Source organism: Salmonella sp. GDC200615, assembly GCF_050574145.1.
Classification (GTDB): Bacteria; Pseudomonadota; Gammaproteobacteria; order Enterobacterales; family Enterobacteriaceae; genus Salmonella; species Salmonella enterica.
The window spans coordinates 638330-654065 of the sequence record NZ_CP192247.1 but is presented as its reverse complement, the minus strand read 5'-3'; the positions used below and the strand labels follow the sequence as shown (position 1 = coordinate 654065).

The window sequence follows — 15736 nt, the reverse complement described above, 5'->3', positions numbered from 1 at the left end:
CCTCTTAATAACCAGCGGGGGCGATTATCCGACGCCCCCGACATGGATAAACAGCGCGTGAACTTATTCAGTCTCTTCGCTGTCCTGTTGCGCAGTAGAACCCTGCGCGTTGCTACCGTGATGGTAGTTATTGCTGGCGCCGCCACCGGCATTGTTGCTGTGATGAGAAACCGGGCGAGACGGGACAACAGTAGAAATCGCGTGCTTATAAACCATCTGGCTGACCGTGTTCTTCAACAGGATCACGAACTGATCAAAGGACTCGATTTGACCTTGCAGCTTAATACCATTCACCAAATAAATAGAAACTGGAACACGTTCCCGACGCAATGCGTTCAGGAACGGATCTTGTAAAGATTGCCCCTTAGCCATTCTCTTTTCCTTATATGCTTATTTGTACTTTGAACCTTTCGATTCTGAAAAATTGCGCACGATACGTCTCAATTGTACACATTCAGTCTGCGATAGCACCAACAACCTGTAATACTTCTTTTCGCGCCCGATCGGGATTCTCACTGTCAAGCCAGCGCACCCCTTCCCAACCGCGCAACCAGGTCATCTGGCGCTTCGCCAACTGTCTCGTGGCGCAAACACCTCTATAAACCATTTCATCATATGAGATTTCGCCCTCAATGTATGACCACATCTGGCGGTATCCCACACAACGGATGGAAGGCAAGTCCGTATGCAAATCTCCTCGGGCAAAAAGCGCCCGGACTTCTGCTTCAAAACCTGAAGCCAACATCTGATGAAAACGCAGTTCAATGCGCTGATGGAGCAGTTCACGGCTCGCCGGGGCGATAGCGAACTGATGCACCTGGTACGGTAGCGCGTCTCCTGACGTTTGCGTTAGCTCCGTTAAAGTTTTACCCGAAATGAAAAAAACTTCCAGTGCCCGGGAAAGTCTTTGCGGATCATTTGGATGAATTCGCGCGGCGGCAACCGGATCTATCTCCTGAAGTTGCTGATGCAACGCCTCCCATCCAAGCTCCGCTGCTTGCTGCTCTATCCGGGATCTGACTTCCGGATCTGCTGAAGGCAGCGGCGATAACCCTTCCAGCAATGCCTTAAAATACAGCATGGTACCGCCCACTAACAGCGGGATACGCCCCGCAGAGGTGATCTCCGCCATTTGCGCTAACGCGTCGCGGCGAAAATCCGCCGCCGAATACGCCTGCGACGGGTCGCGTATATCCAGCAGTCGATGCGGCGCCGCTTTCAGCTCATCGGCATTCGGCTTAGCCGTGCCAATATCCATTCCCCGATAAATGAGGGCGGAATCAACGCTTATCAACTCTACTGGCAAAACTTTACGCAGTTCTATCGCCAGCGCCGTTTTGCCGGAGGCCGTCGGCCCCATCAAAAATATCGCCTTAGGCAGGCTCGCTTTGCTTACATCATTCATGCTTCAGGGCGTTCATCGCCGAATGTAAATCAACAGGTTGTAACAGGCCACCCGGCGGCGCTTTTACCAGCTGCGGACATAGCCGCTCAACATCCGCCAGCAGCGATATGGCCTGCGCCATCGACCACTGCGGATGTTCGCTCTGCACATTACGCGCTATCCATTGTGCAATATTGACCGTTGCAAATGTGGTCTGTTGCGCCAGGTAGCCTATCAGTTCAGGAATCAAGATTTGTAAATTTTGTTGTCGTAAGGGTAAAGGCACTGCCCGAATGGTCACATGCTGCGCATCTGACTGAAATTCAATGCCCAATTCTCCCAACAAAGATTGGGCTTTTTGCAGCGCGGCTTTTTCATCGGCGCTCACTTTTAAACGCAGCGGAATCAGCAACGGCTGCGCGCAAACCGGACTTTGACCCGGTGTAAGCTGCGCCTGACGCAGCCAACGCTCCGCAACCGGCAGCGACAAGAGCTGGATAGTCCCCGCGTGTTCCAGCAACGCACAGTCACCGCCGACTATCGTCAGTACGCGACCAAAACTCTGGCTATGTCCGTCAAGCGCAGGCGCAACCGGCTCCGGCGCGGGGCTCGTCGCCGGCGTCTGTAAAAGCGCGCTATAAACCTCGCCCTGCTGCTTCTGATAACCTGGCTGAGCGTGCGGCCAACCACCCGCGGACTGACGCCCGCCGTTGCCGCCCGATGCGCCGCCGGAATAACGCGGTGTCGCGGGCTCGCGCGCCGCAGTTGGCTCGGCGGGTACAGCAAAATGGTTGCGCCCGGCGGCGATACGGTTTTCCGGGACATGCCGCGGCGCTGGCGCAATCTCCTCCAGCGGCAGCGTCGTTTCCGTCTGCTGTTGCAGGACGCTCAGCACCCCTTGATAGATGAAGTCGTGCACCAGCCGGGATTGATGAAAACGCACTTCGTGCTTGGCGGGATGAACATTGACATCCACCTGATGCGGGTCAATCTCCAGATACAACACAAACGCAGGCTGTTGGTCCGCGCCCAGCTTATCTTCACAGGCCTGGCGAATGGCATGGTTGATCAAGCGGTCGCGCATCATGCGGCCATTCACATAGCAGTACTGGATCTCCGTTAACGCCGTGGTGGTGTGATTCGGATCGGCGACCCAGCCGCGCAGGGTCAGATCGCCATGCTGCCACTCGATCGCCAGTGCCTGTTCGAGAAACGGCGTGCCGCAGATGGCGCCTAACCGGCGCTCTTTTTGCCCGTCCTTTGCGACAGCGCGATACTGCCGTACCAATTTGCCGTTGTGCGACAGGTTAAGCGTGACGTCAAAACGGGCCAATGCAATACGACGGATGATCTCATCGATATGATTAAATTCCGTTTTTTCGGTACGCATGAATTTGCGCCGGGCGGGCGTATTGTAAAAGAGATCCAGAACTTCCAGGGTGGTGCCGACCGGGTGCGCGGCGGGTTTTACCGTCACGTCCATGTCACGCCCTTCCGCATACGCCTGCCAGGCTTCCGCCTGCTCCGCCGTGCGCGACGTTAGCGTCAAACGCGAGACCGAACTGATACTCGCCAGCGCTTCGCCGCGAAATCCCAGACTGATAATCGCTTCCAGATCGTCAAGCGAGGCGATTTTACTGGTGGCATGACGGGCCAGCGCCAGCGCCAGCTCCTCTTTTTTAATGCCGCAGCCATTGTCGCGAATACGAATAAGCTTCGCGCCGCCACGCTCAATGTCGATATCAACGCGGGTGGCGCCTGCATCCAGACTATTCTCTACCAGCTCTTTAACAACCGACGCAGGGCGTTCCACCACTTCGCCAGCGGCGATTTGGTTCGCAAGCTGCGGCGGCAGAACCTGAATCGGCATGAAATCTCCTTAATTCGCGGCGGTTATGGCGCCAGGCTGGTTGGTACTGGCCGTCTGGCCTGGGCCGCCCTGCGGCGCAGACTGGATCGGATGCGCTGCAAAGTACTTACGCAACCCTCGGTATATAGCGTCAGCAATCTGCTGCTGATAGCGGTCGCTCGCCAGCAATCGCTCTTCGCCGTGATTACTGATAAAGCCCGTCTCCACCAAAATGGACGGGATATCCGGCGAACGCAGCACGCCCAGGCTCGCGTGTTCCGGGCGACGTTTATGCAGCGACCCCACGCCGTCCAGTTGGCTTAGTACGTTCGTCGCCACATCATACCCTACCCGCTGCGAATGACCGAATTGCAAATCCAGTACCGCCTGGCTCAGGTAAGGGTCTGACTGACTGTTCGCCAGCACATCGCCAGCGCCGCCTAACAGTTCGGATTGCTTCTCATGCTGCTCAAGCCAGTTTGCCATTTCGCTGTTCGCGCGACGATTGGACAATACCCAGACGGAGGCGCCGGTGGCGTCGCGATTTGGCGCGGCATCCGCATGAATAGAGACAAGGAAGTTGGCGTTTTGCTTACGCGCCACGTCAGACCGCCCCATCACCGAAATAAAATAGTCGCCGTCACGCGTCAGCACGCCTTTAAACATCGGATCGTTATTCAGCAATGTGCGTAACTTACGCGCGATGGCGATGGTGACATTTTTCTCGCGCGTACCGCCCGGGCCTATCGCGCCGGGGTCCTGGCCTCCATGTCCGGCATCAATAGCAATCACCACTTTATCGCCAGCGCCTGCCGACGCGCGCGCCGCAGGCCGCGTAACGGTATTGCTGCTGGTTACGCCGGTCAGGCGATCATCAGAAGATTTAAACGGATTACGGGCCGGCTCCGTCGGGCGAGGCGCGCTTTCAACCCGTTTCGCGACGACAGGCGGCGGTGGCGGCGGAACATCGGCATTAATGGTGAAAATGACCGTATAGTTGCCGCCGTTTTGCCGCTTCACCGCCTCGGTTTTACCATTTTCCGTCAGATCGACAAGCAACCGTAAAGATTGCGCATCTTTCGGCGTTCCAGCACGGATCGTTTTTACCAGATTGTTACCGCTAAACTGAAGCGGCAGCCCCTGAATCACGCCGGTCTGCCTGATATCCAGCGCCACGGTCCGTTTACCGTCCTGTGAGTAAGCATATTCCGGCTCGCCGATAAAACTCAGCGTAATGCGCGCCTGCTGCTCGCCGTTGGACACCTGAATATCAGAGAGACTGGCGGCGCCCGCCTGCGCGCACAGCAGGATTAAGACTGCTATTACGGCATTTTTGATGCGATAAATCATCCCGCCACCTTTATAGCTAATCGGCTAAACGCGCCAGTAACGAATGACCCGATGAGGATACCGCGCTTACGCGAGCCTCACGCCCCTGCGCCTGGTAATCAATATGGATTTCGACGTCCGGGTCGGGGAGAACGCCTTTACCTTGTTGCGGCCACTCCACCAGACAAATGGCGTCGTTGGCGAAATAATCGCGAATGCCCATAAACTCCAGCTCCTCCGGGTCCGCAAGACGGTATAAGTCGAAGTGATATACCATCATGTTATCAAGCGCATAAGGCTCTACCAGCGTATAGGTGGGGCTTTTTACATTACCGTTATGGCCTAACGCCTGTAAAAATCCCCGGCTAAACGTCGTTTTACCGGCACCTAAATCGCCATACAGATAAATAACGGTCGCGCCATCACAGGCGTTGGCTACCCGTTGCCCCAGGTCTAGCGTCGCCTGTTCGTCAGGTAGCGGAATTACTCGATTCATCATGGTTTACGTCAATCACATCAGGGTTAACAATACGCCGCAGCGTAGTAAAAAGATCGGTCGCCAACATGCCGCGAGCGCCATAACGCGCTGCCAGTAAGTCCGCCGCCGCGCCGTGAGCCACACATCCCACACATGCCGCATCATACGGGGTAAACTTCTGTCCGAGCAATGCGCCGATGATGCCGGACAGGACATCGCCCATCCCGCCGCTCGCCATCCCCGCATTACCAGCGTCAATGATAGCCAGAGGGTGGTGTTCAGCGGCAATAATCGTTCCTGCGCCTTTTAACACGACCACGCCTCCATACCGTTTTACCAGACGCTGTGCTGAAAGTAAGCGATCACTTTCAATTTCTGCCACAGAACATCCTAACAGGCGGGCTGCCTCTCCCGGATGCGGCGTAATCACGCGATTGTGACGTTTATCAGGATTGATTGCCAGTAGGTTCAACGCATCCGCATCCCACAGCATAGGTTTACGGACGTTTTCTACTTTCTGTAAGGCTTTTTTGCCCCATTCCTGCTGCCCAAGCCCCGGGCCGATCACCACAACGTCAGCCCAGGTCAGGCTCTCTTCCAGCGACTGAGGCGTGAGTTCATGTACCATCAGTTCCGGGCGGGCTGTCAGCAACGGCGCGATGTTTTCACCGCGAGTCAGTACTCTGACCAACCCAGCCCCCGTACGCAGCGCCGCCTCGCCAGCCATCCGAATTGCGCCCGCTGTTCCCTGGTCGCCGCCGATGATCGCCAGACGACCATGATCGCCCTTATGCGAGGTCGGTCGACGCGGCGTTAACCATTGCCCCAACTGCGTCGCGTCAAAACGCCGGAGCGGCGGCGTCTGGCTCGCCAGCCAGCCTTCCAGCCCCAACGCGTCATAATGCAATATGCCGGTAACGTCACGCGCTTTGCCGGTCAGCAGGCCTGGTTTCAGGGCGATAAACGTGACCGTATGCGCGGCGCTTATCACCGCGCCAGGCGTGGCGCCCGTTTGCGCCAGCAGACCTGACGGGATATCGACGGCGACAACCGGCGCAGGATGAGCGTTCGCCTGTTCAATCAGACCGGCTACCGGGTCGCGCGGCGCCTGGGCTATGCCGGTGCCAAGCAGCGCGTCGATAATCAGATCCGTCGCTTCCGGCCAGATAATATCGGCAGCATGGATAATGCCGCCAGCATTCAGCCAGGCATCGCGCGCCTGCGCCGCTTCTTCAGGCAACGGTTTGTCGCTCTCCTGCGCCAGCAACGTTACGCTAATGCCCGCCGCTTGCGCTAGTCGCGCCACGACGTAACCATCGCCGCCGTTGTTGCCATGACCACACAACACCAGCCAGTGTCGGGTGTCAGGATAACTGTCACGGGCTACCCGAAATGCCGCGTCGCCAGCGCGCAGCATCAATTCATAGAGTGTGAGTCCGAAGGCATCCGCCGCATCGCGTTCCAGCCGTTTGATGTCATCGGCGAGCCAAATGGAGTGTGGTATACTTACAGGGTTTTTCTTCATGTTATGGTCCATCATGTCAAAGCCCCTCGATCTCAATCAGTTAGCGCAAAATATTAAGCAGTGGGGGCTGGAGCTGGGCTTTCAGCAGGTCGGTATTACTGATACCGATCTGCGCGCATCCGAACCTGCGCTGCAGGCGTGGCTGGACAAACAATACCACGGCGAGATGGCATGGATGGCGCGCCACGGTATGATGCGCGCCCGGCCTCATGAACTCTTACCCGGTACGCTACGTGTCATCAGCGTGCGCATGAACTATCTGCCCGCCAACGCCGCGTTTGCCAGTACGTTGAAGGATCCCACGCTGGGCTACGTTAGCCGATATGCGCTGGGGCGTGATTATCACAAGCTGTTACGCAGCCGTCTTAAAAAACTGGGCGAGCAGATCCAGCAGTACTGCGGTTCGCTGAATTTTAGACCGTTTGTCGACTCTGCGCCTATTCTTGAACGCCCATTAGCGGAAAAAGCCGGACTTGGCTGGACGGGTAAGCACTCACTTATCCTTAATCGGGAGGCGGGCTCATTCTTTTTCCTGGGGGAATTGCTGATTGATTTACCGCTGCCGGTCGACCAGCCGGTCGAGGAAGGTTGCGGCAAATGCGTCGCCTGTATGACCATTTGCCCGACCGGGGCGATTGTCGAACCGTATACGGTGGACGCGCGGCGCTGTATTTCTTATCTCACCATTGAGCTGGAAGGCGCTATTCCGGAAGCATTTCGCCCACTGATAGGCAACCGTATTTACGGCTGCGATGACTGCCAGCTTATCTGTCCGTGGAATCGTTACTCTCAGTTGACCGACGAAGCAGATTTTAGCCCACGCAAGACGCTGCATAACCCAGATTTGGTTGAGTTGTTTAGCTGGAGCGAAGCGCAGTTTCTGAAAGTCACTGAAGGTACTGCGATTCGGCGCATTGGTCATTTACGCTGGCTGCGCAATGTTGCCGTCGCGCTGGGGAATGCGCCGTGGAGTAATGCCGTCATTACGGCGCTGGAAAGCCGCAAGGGTGAACATCCACTTCTTGATGAGCATATCGAATGGGCGATTGCGCAACAAATTGAAAAGCGGAACGCCTGCATCATTGAAGTGCAGCTACCGAAAAAACAGCGTCTGGTCAGGGTGATTGAAAAAGGGCTGGTGCGCGATGCCTGAATTATTCACAGGCTGTGTATAAAAATAAAAACACATTGCGATTCAAGAGGGAAAAAAGGAACAGACAATAACGCTAACGTTTTGAAATCTTATTTTTTCTATATTTTTCAGTAAATTATAAAAATTCTACGCGTCAGGTATAATTTTTTACATTCCAGGAGTAATGGGCCGCCCTGTGGATAAGTCTGTTTACAAGGATCTGACGAAAGCGGAACAAAACGTGCCCCAACGCGATATTCGTTGTGGATAATTTTACTGTAGATAAGAATTGGAGCGGGAAACGAGACTCGAACTCGCGACCCCGACCTTGGCAAGGTCGTGCTCTACCAACTGAGCTATTCCCGCATAATCTTCGTCTTTCGAACCGCTACTGCGTTGGCTGCCTTCACTCGCCTCAGTCACTTACTTCAGTAAGCTCCTGAGAACTCATTCAGTTGCCGCCTTGTCGCAATTCGAAATCCTGCGATTGGTGGTCTGTGCTTAACAAGCACTTTCAAATTTTGGAGCGGGAAACGAGACTCGAACTCGCGCCCCCGACCTTGGCAAGGTCGTGCTCTACCAACTGAGCTATTCCCGCATAATCTTCGTCTTTCGAACCGCTACTGCGTTGGCTGCCTTCACTCGCCTGAGTCACTTACTTCAGTAAGCTCCTGAGGACTCATTCAGTTGCCGCCTTGTCGCAACTCGAAATCCTGCGATTGGTGGTCTGTACTTAACAAGTACTTTCAAATTTTGGAGCGGGAAACGAGACTCGAACTCGCGGCCCCGACCTTGGCAAGGTCGTGCTCTACCAACTGAGCTATTCCCGCAAATTTGTTGCTGTCGTAATTCGCATTTCTGCGTCGTTACGGGAGGCGTATTATACGAGAAATCCATTTAGCTGCAAGCCCCTGAACGCATTTTTTCGCGATTTTTGTTTGAATGCTGATTAAATCACCAAACAAGACAAAAAACGAGCAAAGCGTGCGCTATGCAACAAAAAACTTTTCACGCCACGCCTAAAGGCACAGAATCAGAATAGCACCCTGCGCCAAAAAAAGAATAGCACGGTGACCACAACATCCAATTGATATCAGGGATCAAGATGAAAAAAAACTTATTGTCATGCTGTTAGCCAGCCTCTCCGTTCACGCCGCTTCCGTTTCCGCCAGAACATTACATTTTGGCACCTCCGCCACCTATGCGCCCTATGAGTTTGTCGATGCCGATAATAAAATTGTTGGTTTCGATATTGATGTCGCCAACGCGGTCTGCAAAGAGATGCAAGCGGAGTGCTCATTCACTAACCAGAGCTTTGATAGTCTGATCCCCAGCCTACGCTTCAAAAAGTTTGATGCGGTGATCGCCGGTATGGATATGACGCCCAAACGTGAGCAGCAGGTCTCCTTTAGCCAACCCTATTACGAAGGTCTATCGGCGGTAGTCGTCACGCGTAAAGGGGCTTATCACACTTTTGCCGATCTGAAAGGCAAAAAAGTCGGTCTGGAAAACGGTACAACGCATCAGCGCTATTTGCAGGATAAACAACAAGCCATCACGCCTGTCGCCTATGACAGCTATCTAAACGCTTTTACCGATCTGAAAAATAACCGTCTTGAGGGCGTGTTTGGCGATGTCGCCGCGATTGGTAAGTGGCTAAAAAACAATCCGGATTACGCCATCATGGATGAACGCGCCAGCGATCCTGACTACTACGGAAAAGGGTTAGGCATTGCGGTACGCAAAGGCAACGACGCGCTATTGCAAGAAATTAATGCCGCGCTCGACAAGGTGAAAGCGTCGCCGGAATATGCGCAGATGCAGGAGAAATGGTTTACGCAGTAATTCAGTGGCGGGAGAGCTGCCGGATGAGACGCTCTGGCGTTGCCATCCGGCATGTTACGCCTCACAGCTTAATGAAATGCTCGCGGTAGTAAGCCAGCTCCGCCACCGACTCGCGAATATCATCCATCGCTTGGTGCGTGCCCTGCTTGGTAAAGCCGGCCAGAATCTCCGGCTTCCAGCGGCGCGCCAGTTCCTTGAGCGTACTGACATCCAGATAGCGATAGTGGAAGTAGGCCTCCAGTTCCGGCATATATTTAAACAGAAAACGACGATCCTGACCGATGCTGTTACCGCAAATCGGCGACTTACCCGCAGGCACCCACGTTTTCAGAAATTCAATCGTCGCCAGTTCAGCGTCTCGTTCGCCCATCGTACTTGCCTTAACGCGATCTACCAGGCCGCTGCCGGTATGGGTGCGCACGTTCCAGTCATCCATTAACGCCAGTTGCGCATCGGATTGATGTACCGCAATCGTCGGCCCTTCCGCCAGAATATTCAGGCTGGCATCCGTTACCAGCGTGGCTATCTCAATAATGCGATCGCGCTCGGGGTCCAGACCTGTCATCTCCAGATCGATCCAAATCAGGTTGTTTTCATCGGCACTCATGCTATTTTCCACCCTTCAGAGGTCACATTCACTGTGACTATATTCATCTACAATTGCGTGTATCATAGATGTTTTGCCCACTATGGGCGACCAGGAGCCAGTACGATTGAGCAAAAATAAACTCTCCAAAGGCCAGCAGCGCCGTGTGAACGCCAATCACCAGCGTCGTTTAAAAACGTCCGCGGAGAAAGCCGACTACGATGACAACCTGTTTGGCGAGCCTGCAGAAGGTATCGTCATTAGCCGTCTTGGTATGCATGCCGATGTGGAGTCTGCTGACGGCGAGGTTCACCGTTGCAATATCCGCCGCACTATCCGTTCGCTGGTGACGGGCGATCGCGTCGTCTGGCGTCCGGGCAAAGCCGCCGCAGAGGGCGTCAACGTAAAAGGCATCGTTGAAGCGGTGCATGAGCGCACCTCGGTATTGACGCGCTCGGACTTCTACGACGGCGTGAAGCCTATTGCCGCCAACATTGACCAAATCGTTATCGTCTCCGCGATTTTGCCGGAGCTGTCGCTGAATATCATCGATCGCTATCTGGTCGGCTGTGAAACCCTACAGGTTGAGCCGCTTATCGTACTCAATAAAATTGATCTGCTGGACGACGAAGGTATGGACTTCGTTAATGAGCAGATGGATATCTACCGCAATATCGGCTATCGCGTGCTGATGGTCTCCAGCCATACGCAGGATGGTCTGAAACCGCTGGAAGAAGCGTTAACCGGTCGCATCAGTATTTTTGCCGGGCAGTCCGGCGTCGGAAAATCCAGTCTGCTAAACGCTCTGCTCGGCTTACAGAACGAGATTCTGACGAACGATGTGTCGAATGTCTCCGGTCTGGGTCAACATACCACTACCGCTGCTCGTCTGTATCATTTCCCGCATGGCGGCGATGTCATTGATTCCCCCGGCGTGCGCGAGTTCGGCTTATGGCATCTGGAGCCGGAACAAATCACCCAGGGCTTTGTCGAATTTCATGACTATTTGGGACATTGTAAATACCGGGACTGCAAGCATGACGCCGATCCAGGCTGCGCCATTCGCGAGGCGGTAGAGAACGGCGCTATTGCGGAAACCCGTTTCGAAAATTATCACCGAATTCTTGAAAGTATGGCGCAGGTAAAAACGCGTAAAAACTTTTCTGATACGGACGACTGACAGATACGCTAGGCGTCGTTAGAATCGTCCCCTTTTTTCAGGATACCGGTATAACTGCCGGTTCAGGAGCAACAATGGCCTGGAGGCTACCTTGTTAAACTCATTTAAACTTTCGCTACAATACATTCTGCCGAAACTATGGCTCACTCGCCTGGCGGGCTGGGGCGCAAGCAAACGAGCAGGATGGCTGACAAAACTGGTTATCGATCTCTTCGTAAAGTATTACAAAGTCGATATGACCGAGGCGCAAAAACCGGATACCGCCAGCTATCGTACGTTCAATGATTTCTTTGTTCGTCCGCTGCGTGATGACGTGCGTCCGCTCAATACCGATCCTAACATCCTGGTTATGCCTGCCGACGGCGTGATAAGCCAGTTGGGTCGTATCGAAGAAGATAAAATTTTGCAGGCCAAAGGCCATAATTACAGCCTTGAAGCGTTGCTGGCGGGTAACTACCTGATGGCGGATAAGTTCCGCAACGGCACGTTTGTGACCACTTACCTCTCCCCTCGCGACTACCATCGCGTGCATATGCCATGCAACGGCATCCTGCGCGAAATGATCTACGTACCGGGCGATCTGTTCTCCGTTAACCATCTGACCGCGCAAAACGTCCCCAACCTGTTTGCCCGCAACGAGCGCGTTATCTGTCTGTTTGATACCGAGTTCGGCCCTATGGCGCAGATTCTGGTCGGCGCAACTATTGTCGGCAGTATCGAAACCGTCTGGGCGGGGACCATTACCCCGCCGCGCGAAGGCATCATCAAGCGCTGGACCTGGCCAGAAGGCGAACATGAAGGGTCTGTCGCCTTGTTGAAAGGCCAGGAGATGGGGCGCTTTAAACTGGGTTCCACGGTTATCAACTTATTTGCGCCGGGGAAAGTGAATCTGATCGCGTCGCTGGCAAGCCTGTCCGTTACCAAAATTGGCCAACCGCTGGCGACGTCGACCGAAACATTCGTCGCGCCGGAGGTAGAACCTGCTCCGCTGCCGGCAGAAGAAATTAAAGCCGAACACGACGCCAGCCCGCTGGTTGACAATAAAAAAGACGACACCTAATCAAGAGAGAATGCTGACGTGCGCCTGATTATCGCTTTTCTGATGGCCTGGTGCCTCAGCACGGGGGCGTTTGCCGCAACGGCCCCCGACGCCAAACAAATCACGCAGGAACTGGAGCAGGCAAAAGCGGCGAAGCCCGCTCAGCCGGAAGCCGTTGAGGCGCTCCAGACTGCGTTAAACGCGCTTGAAGAGCGAAAAGGCTCGCTTGAGCGCGCGAAACAATATCAACACGTTATTGATAATTTCCCTAAGCTATCCGCCACCTTGCGCGCCCAGTTGAATAATCTGCGCGATGAACCTCGCAGCGTACCGCCAGAGATGTCCACCGAAGCGTTAAATCAGGAGATCTTGCAGGTTAGCAGCCAGCTACTGGATAAAACCCGCGAGGCGCAACAGGAGCAGGAGCGCGTCAGGGAGATCGCCGACTCGCTCAGCCAGCTTCCCCAACAGCAAAACGACGCCCGCCGCCAGCTTAATGAGATTGAGCGACGACTCGGCGCCGCAGGCGGAAGTGCCGCGCTTAGCCAGGCGCAAAGTCTCAGTATGCAGGCGGAGTCCGCCAAACTAAAAGCGTTAGTCGACGAACTGGAGTTGGCGCAACTGTCCGCCAACAACCGGCAGGAACTGGCTCGTCTGCGTTCCGAGCTGGCGGAAAAACAGAGTCAGCAATTGGATGCGTATCTTCAGGCGCTGCGCAATCAGCTCAACAGCCTGCGTCAACGTGAAGCGGAACGCGCGCTGGAAAGCACTGAGCTGCTGGCGGAAAACAGCGCCGGTTTGCCGGAAGGTATCGTCGAACAATTTAAAGTCAACCGCGAGCTGTCACAGGCGCTTAATCAACAAGCGCAGCGGATGGATCTGGTCGCCTCGCAGCAGCGACAGGCCACCAGCCAAACGTTACAGGTGCGTCAGGCGCTCAATACGCTGCGGGAGCAGTCGCAATGGCTTGGCGTGTCCAACATGCTTGGCGAAGCGCTGCGCGCGCAGGTCGCCCGTCTGCCAGAGATGCCTAAACCGCAGCAGCTTGATACGGAAATGGCGCAGCTACGCGTTCACCGTATGCGCTATGAAGAATTACTCAATAAACAGCCGCAGCTACGGCAAATACGTCAGGCCAATGGACAGCCGCTGACCGCCGAGCAAAACCAGATTCTTGACGCCCAGCTTCGCACTCAGCGCGAGCTGCTCAACTCTTTGTTACAGGGCGGCGATACGCTGATCCTGGAGCTGACCAAACTGAAAGTCTCCAACAGCCAACTGGAGGATGCGCTTAAAGAGGTTAATGAAGCGACCCACCGTTATCTGTTCTGGACCGCTGACGTTAGCCCGCTATCGCTCTCCTGGCCTGTTGATTTGGTTCAGGATTTACGCCGGCTTATCTCATTAGATACGTTTAATCAGTTAGGTAAAGCCAGCATCATGATGCTGACCAGCAAAGAGACGCTACTGCCGTTATTCGGCGCGCTGGCGCTGGTCGGGTTTAGCCTCTATTCACGTCAACACTTCAACCGGTTCCTTGAGCGCTCGGCCTCGCGCGTCGGGAAAGTCACCCAGGATCACTTCTCGCTAACGCTGCGAACGGTGTTCTGGTCGATTCTGGTCGCCTCGCCGCTGCCGGTCTTGTGGGCGACGCTCGGCTATGGTCTACAGGAAGCCTGGCCGTATCCGCTGGCCGTCGCCATCGGTGATGGCGTGACGGCGACAGTACCGCTGTTGTGGGTAGTCATGATTTGCGCCGCTTTTGCCCGTCCTAATGGTCTGTTTGTGGCGCATTTCGGCTGGCCGCGAAACCGGGTAGCGAAAGCGATGCGCTACTACCTGATGAGCATTGGGCTGATCGTGCCGCTCATCATGGCAGTGATCATGTTTGATAATCTTAACGATCGGGAGTTTTCCGGCTCGTTGGGCCGCCTTTGCTTCATCCTGATATGCGGCGCGCTGGCGCTGGTCACGCTGAGTCTGAAAAAAGCGGGCATCCCGCTCTATCTTGATAAAGAAGGCAACGGCGACAACATGGTCAACAGCCTGCTGTGGAATATGCTGATGGGCGCGCCGCTTATCGCGATTCTGGCGGCGGCGGTGGGTTATCTGGCCACGGCGCAGGCGCTACTGGCGAGACTGGAAACCTCGGTCGCCATCTGGTTCCTGTTGCTGGTCATCTATCACGTCATTCGCCGCTGGATGCTGATCCAACGACGCCGACTGGCTTTTGACCGCGCCAAACATCGTCGGGCGGAAATGCTGGCGCAGCGCGCGCGCGGCGAAGAAGAACCGGCGCACTCCTCCAGCCTGGAAGGCGCGGTCGACATCGATGAAAGTGAAATCGATCTTGACGCTATTAGCGCTCAGTCGCTGCGTCTGGTCCGCTCAATTCTGATGCTTATCGCCCTGCTATCGGTAATTGTACTGTGGTCGGAAATCCACTCGGCATTCGGCTTCCTGGAGAATATTTCGCTGTGGGATGTCACCTCTACGGTGCAAGGCGTGGAAAGCCTGGAGCCGATTACTCTGGGGGCGGTGCTCATTGCGATTCTGGTCTTTATCATCACCACGCAGTTGGTGCGTAATCTGCCTGCGCTGCTGGAACTGGCGTTATTACAGCATCTCGATTTAACGCCTGGTACCGGTTACGCCATCACGACCATCACCAAATATCTGTTAATGCTGATTGGCGGGCTGGTCGGTTTCTCGATGATCGGCATTGAGTGGTCGAAGCTACAATGGCTGGTGGCCGCGCTCGGCGTTGGGCTTGGTTTTGGCCTGCAAGAAATTTTCGCTAACTTTATCTCCGGCCTGATTATTTTGTTTGAAAAGCCGATTCGTATCGGCGATACGGTGACCATTCGCGATCTCACCGGCAGCGTGACCAAAATCAATACCCGCGCCACCACTATCAGTGACTGGGATCGTAAAGAGATTATCGTGCCGAATAAAGCCTTTATCACCGAACAGTTTATCAACTGGTCGCTGTCTGACTCCGTTACGCGCGTGGTGTTAACCATCCCGGCGCCAGCGGATGCCAATAGCGAAGAGGTGACGCAAATTCTGCTGACGGCGGCGCAGCGCTGTTCTTTGGTGCTTGATAACCCGCCGCCTGAAATCTTTCTGGTGGATCTCCAGCAGGGTATTCAGATTTTCGAACTGCGTATCTATGCCGCGGAAATGGGACACCGTATGCCATTACGCCATGAGATCCACCAATTGATTCTGGCGGGCTTCCGCGAGCACGGTATTGATATGCCGTTCCCGCCGTTCCAGATGCGTCTGGAGAGCCTCGGCGGTAAACAAACGGGGAGAACGTTAACGTCAGCGGGTAAAACCAGCCGCCCGGCGGGGAGTTTGTAAACGCAATGGCGCCGGATGACGCT

General features: G+C 54.9%; 12 protein-coding genes and 3 tRNA genes. 5 read left to right on the top strand and 10 right to left on the bottom strand.

The annotated features are described in order from the left end of the window. Window positions 1-63 precede the first annotated feature (63 nt). From hfq to nnr, 6 genes are all read right to left on the bottom strand, one after another. The gene (gene hfq, locus ACQ29O_RS03035; protein WP_001051875.1) at window positions 64-372 is read right to left on the bottom strand and encodes an RNA chaperone Hfq; all 309 of its coding nucleotides are present in this window, start codon (window positions 370-372) and stop codon (window positions 64-66) included. Window positions 373-454: 82 nt separating this feature from the next. Continuing rightward, window positions 455-1405, bottom strand: a complete 951-nt coding sequence (gene miaA / locus ACQ29O_RS03030) for a tRNA (adenosine(37)-N6)-dimethylallyltransferase MiaA (protein WP_001000736.1) — start codon at window positions 1403-1405, stop codon at window positions 455-457. Continuing rightward, on the bottom strand, window positions 1398-3254 hold the full coding sequence (mutL, locus tag ACQ29O_RS03025; RefSeq protein ID WP_001747052.1) for a DNA mismatch repair endonuclease MutL: 1857 nt from the start codon (window positions 3252-3254) through the stop codon (window positions 1398-1400). Before mutL ends, miaA begins: the two co-directional genes overlap by 8 nt. 9 nt (window positions 3255-3263) lie before the next feature. Then, window positions 3264-4583, bottom strand: coding sequence for an N-acetylmuramoyl-L-alanine amidase AmiB (amiB, locus tag ACQ29O_RS03020; protein ID WP_000640373.1), 1320 nt, complete (start codon window positions 4581-4583; stop codon window positions 3264-3266). A gap of 16 nt (window positions 4584-4599) precedes the next feature. Beyond that, window positions 4600-5061 carry a tRNA (adenosine(37)-N6)-threonylcarbamoyltransferase complex ATPase subunit type 1 TsaE gene (gene tsaE / locus ACQ29O_RS03015; RefSeq protein ID WP_000981984.1) on the bottom strand — a complete coding sequence of 154 codons (462 nt, stop codon included), beginning with the start codon at window positions 5059-5061 and terminating at the stop codon, window positions 4600-4602. Then, a complete protein-coding gene (gene nnr / locus ACQ29O_RS03010) occupies window positions 5033-6580 on the bottom strand; it encodes a bifunctional ADP-dependent NAD(P)H-hydrate dehydratase/NAD(P)H-hydrate epimerase (protein WP_000968664.1) in 1548 nt (515 codons plus the stop codon). Before nnr ends, tsaE begins: the two co-directional genes overlap by 29 nt. Here nnr and queG point away from each other — a divergent pair. Beyond that, window positions 6579-7718: a tRNA epoxyqueuosine(34) reductase QueG gene (gene queG, locus ACQ29O_RS03005; protein ID WP_001576559.1), complete on the top strand. Its 1140-nt coding sequence runs from the start codon at window positions 6579-6581 to the stop codon at window positions 7716-7718. The genes nnr and queG overlap by 2 nt on opposite strands. 269 nt (window positions 7719-7987) lie before the next feature. Here queG and ACQ29O_RS03000 read toward each other — a convergent pair. The 3 genes from ACQ29O_RS03000 to ACQ29O_RS02990 form a co-directional block, all read right to left on the bottom strand. Next, window positions 7988-8063 (bottom strand) — tRNA-Gly (locus tag ACQ29O_RS03000). A 156-nt stretch (window positions 8064-8219) separates the two neighbouring features. Next, a tRNA-Gly gene (locus ACQ29O_RS02995) sits at window positions 8220-8295 on the bottom strand. Window positions 8296-8451: 156 nt separating this feature from the next. Then, a tRNA-Gly gene (locus ACQ29O_RS02990) sits at window positions 8452-8527 on the bottom strand. A gap of 295 nt (window positions 8528-8822) precedes the next feature. Between ACQ29O_RS02990 and ACQ29O_RS02985 the strand changes: the two genes are divergently transcribed. After that, window positions 8823-9542 carry an arginine ABC transporter substrate-binding protein gene (locus ACQ29O_RS02985; RefSeq protein ID WP_000922811.1) on the top strand — a complete coding sequence of 240 codons (720 nt, stop codon included), beginning with the start codon at window positions 8823-8825 and terminating at the stop codon, window positions 9540-9542. Window positions 9543-9603: 61 nt separating this feature from the next. On the opposite strand, the gene orn is transcribed toward ACQ29O_RS02985, so the two are convergent. Beyond that, entirely contained in the window at window positions 9604-10149 is a 546-nt protein-coding gene (gene orn, locus ACQ29O_RS02980) for an oligoribonuclease (RefSeq protein WP_001271546.1), read from the bottom strand. 106 nt (window positions 10150-10255) lie between these two features. Between orn and rsgA the strand changes: the two genes are divergently transcribed. From rsgA to mscM, 3 genes are all read left to right on the top strand, one after another. After that, window positions 10256-11308, top strand: a complete 1053-nt coding sequence (rsgA, locus tag ACQ29O_RS02975; protein WP_000041954.1) for a small ribosomal subunit biogenesis GTPase RsgA — start codon at window positions 10256-10258, stop codon at window positions 11306-11308. A gap of 91 nt (window positions 11309-11399) precedes the next feature. After that, window positions 11400-12368 (top strand): archaetidylserine decarboxylase, encoded by a 969-nt coding sequence (asd, locus tag ACQ29O_RS02970; protein ID WP_000934949.1) that lies wholly within the window; start codon window positions 11400-11402, stop codon window positions 12366-12368. Between the two features lie 18 nt (window positions 12369-12386). Then, window positions 12387-15713, top strand: a complete 3327-nt coding sequence (mscM, locus tag ACQ29O_RS02965) for a miniconductance mechanosensitive channel MscM (RefSeq protein ID WP_001236755.1) — start codon at window positions 12387-12389, stop codon at window positions 15711-15713. The last annotated feature ends 23 nt before the right edge of the window (window positions 15714-15736 follow it).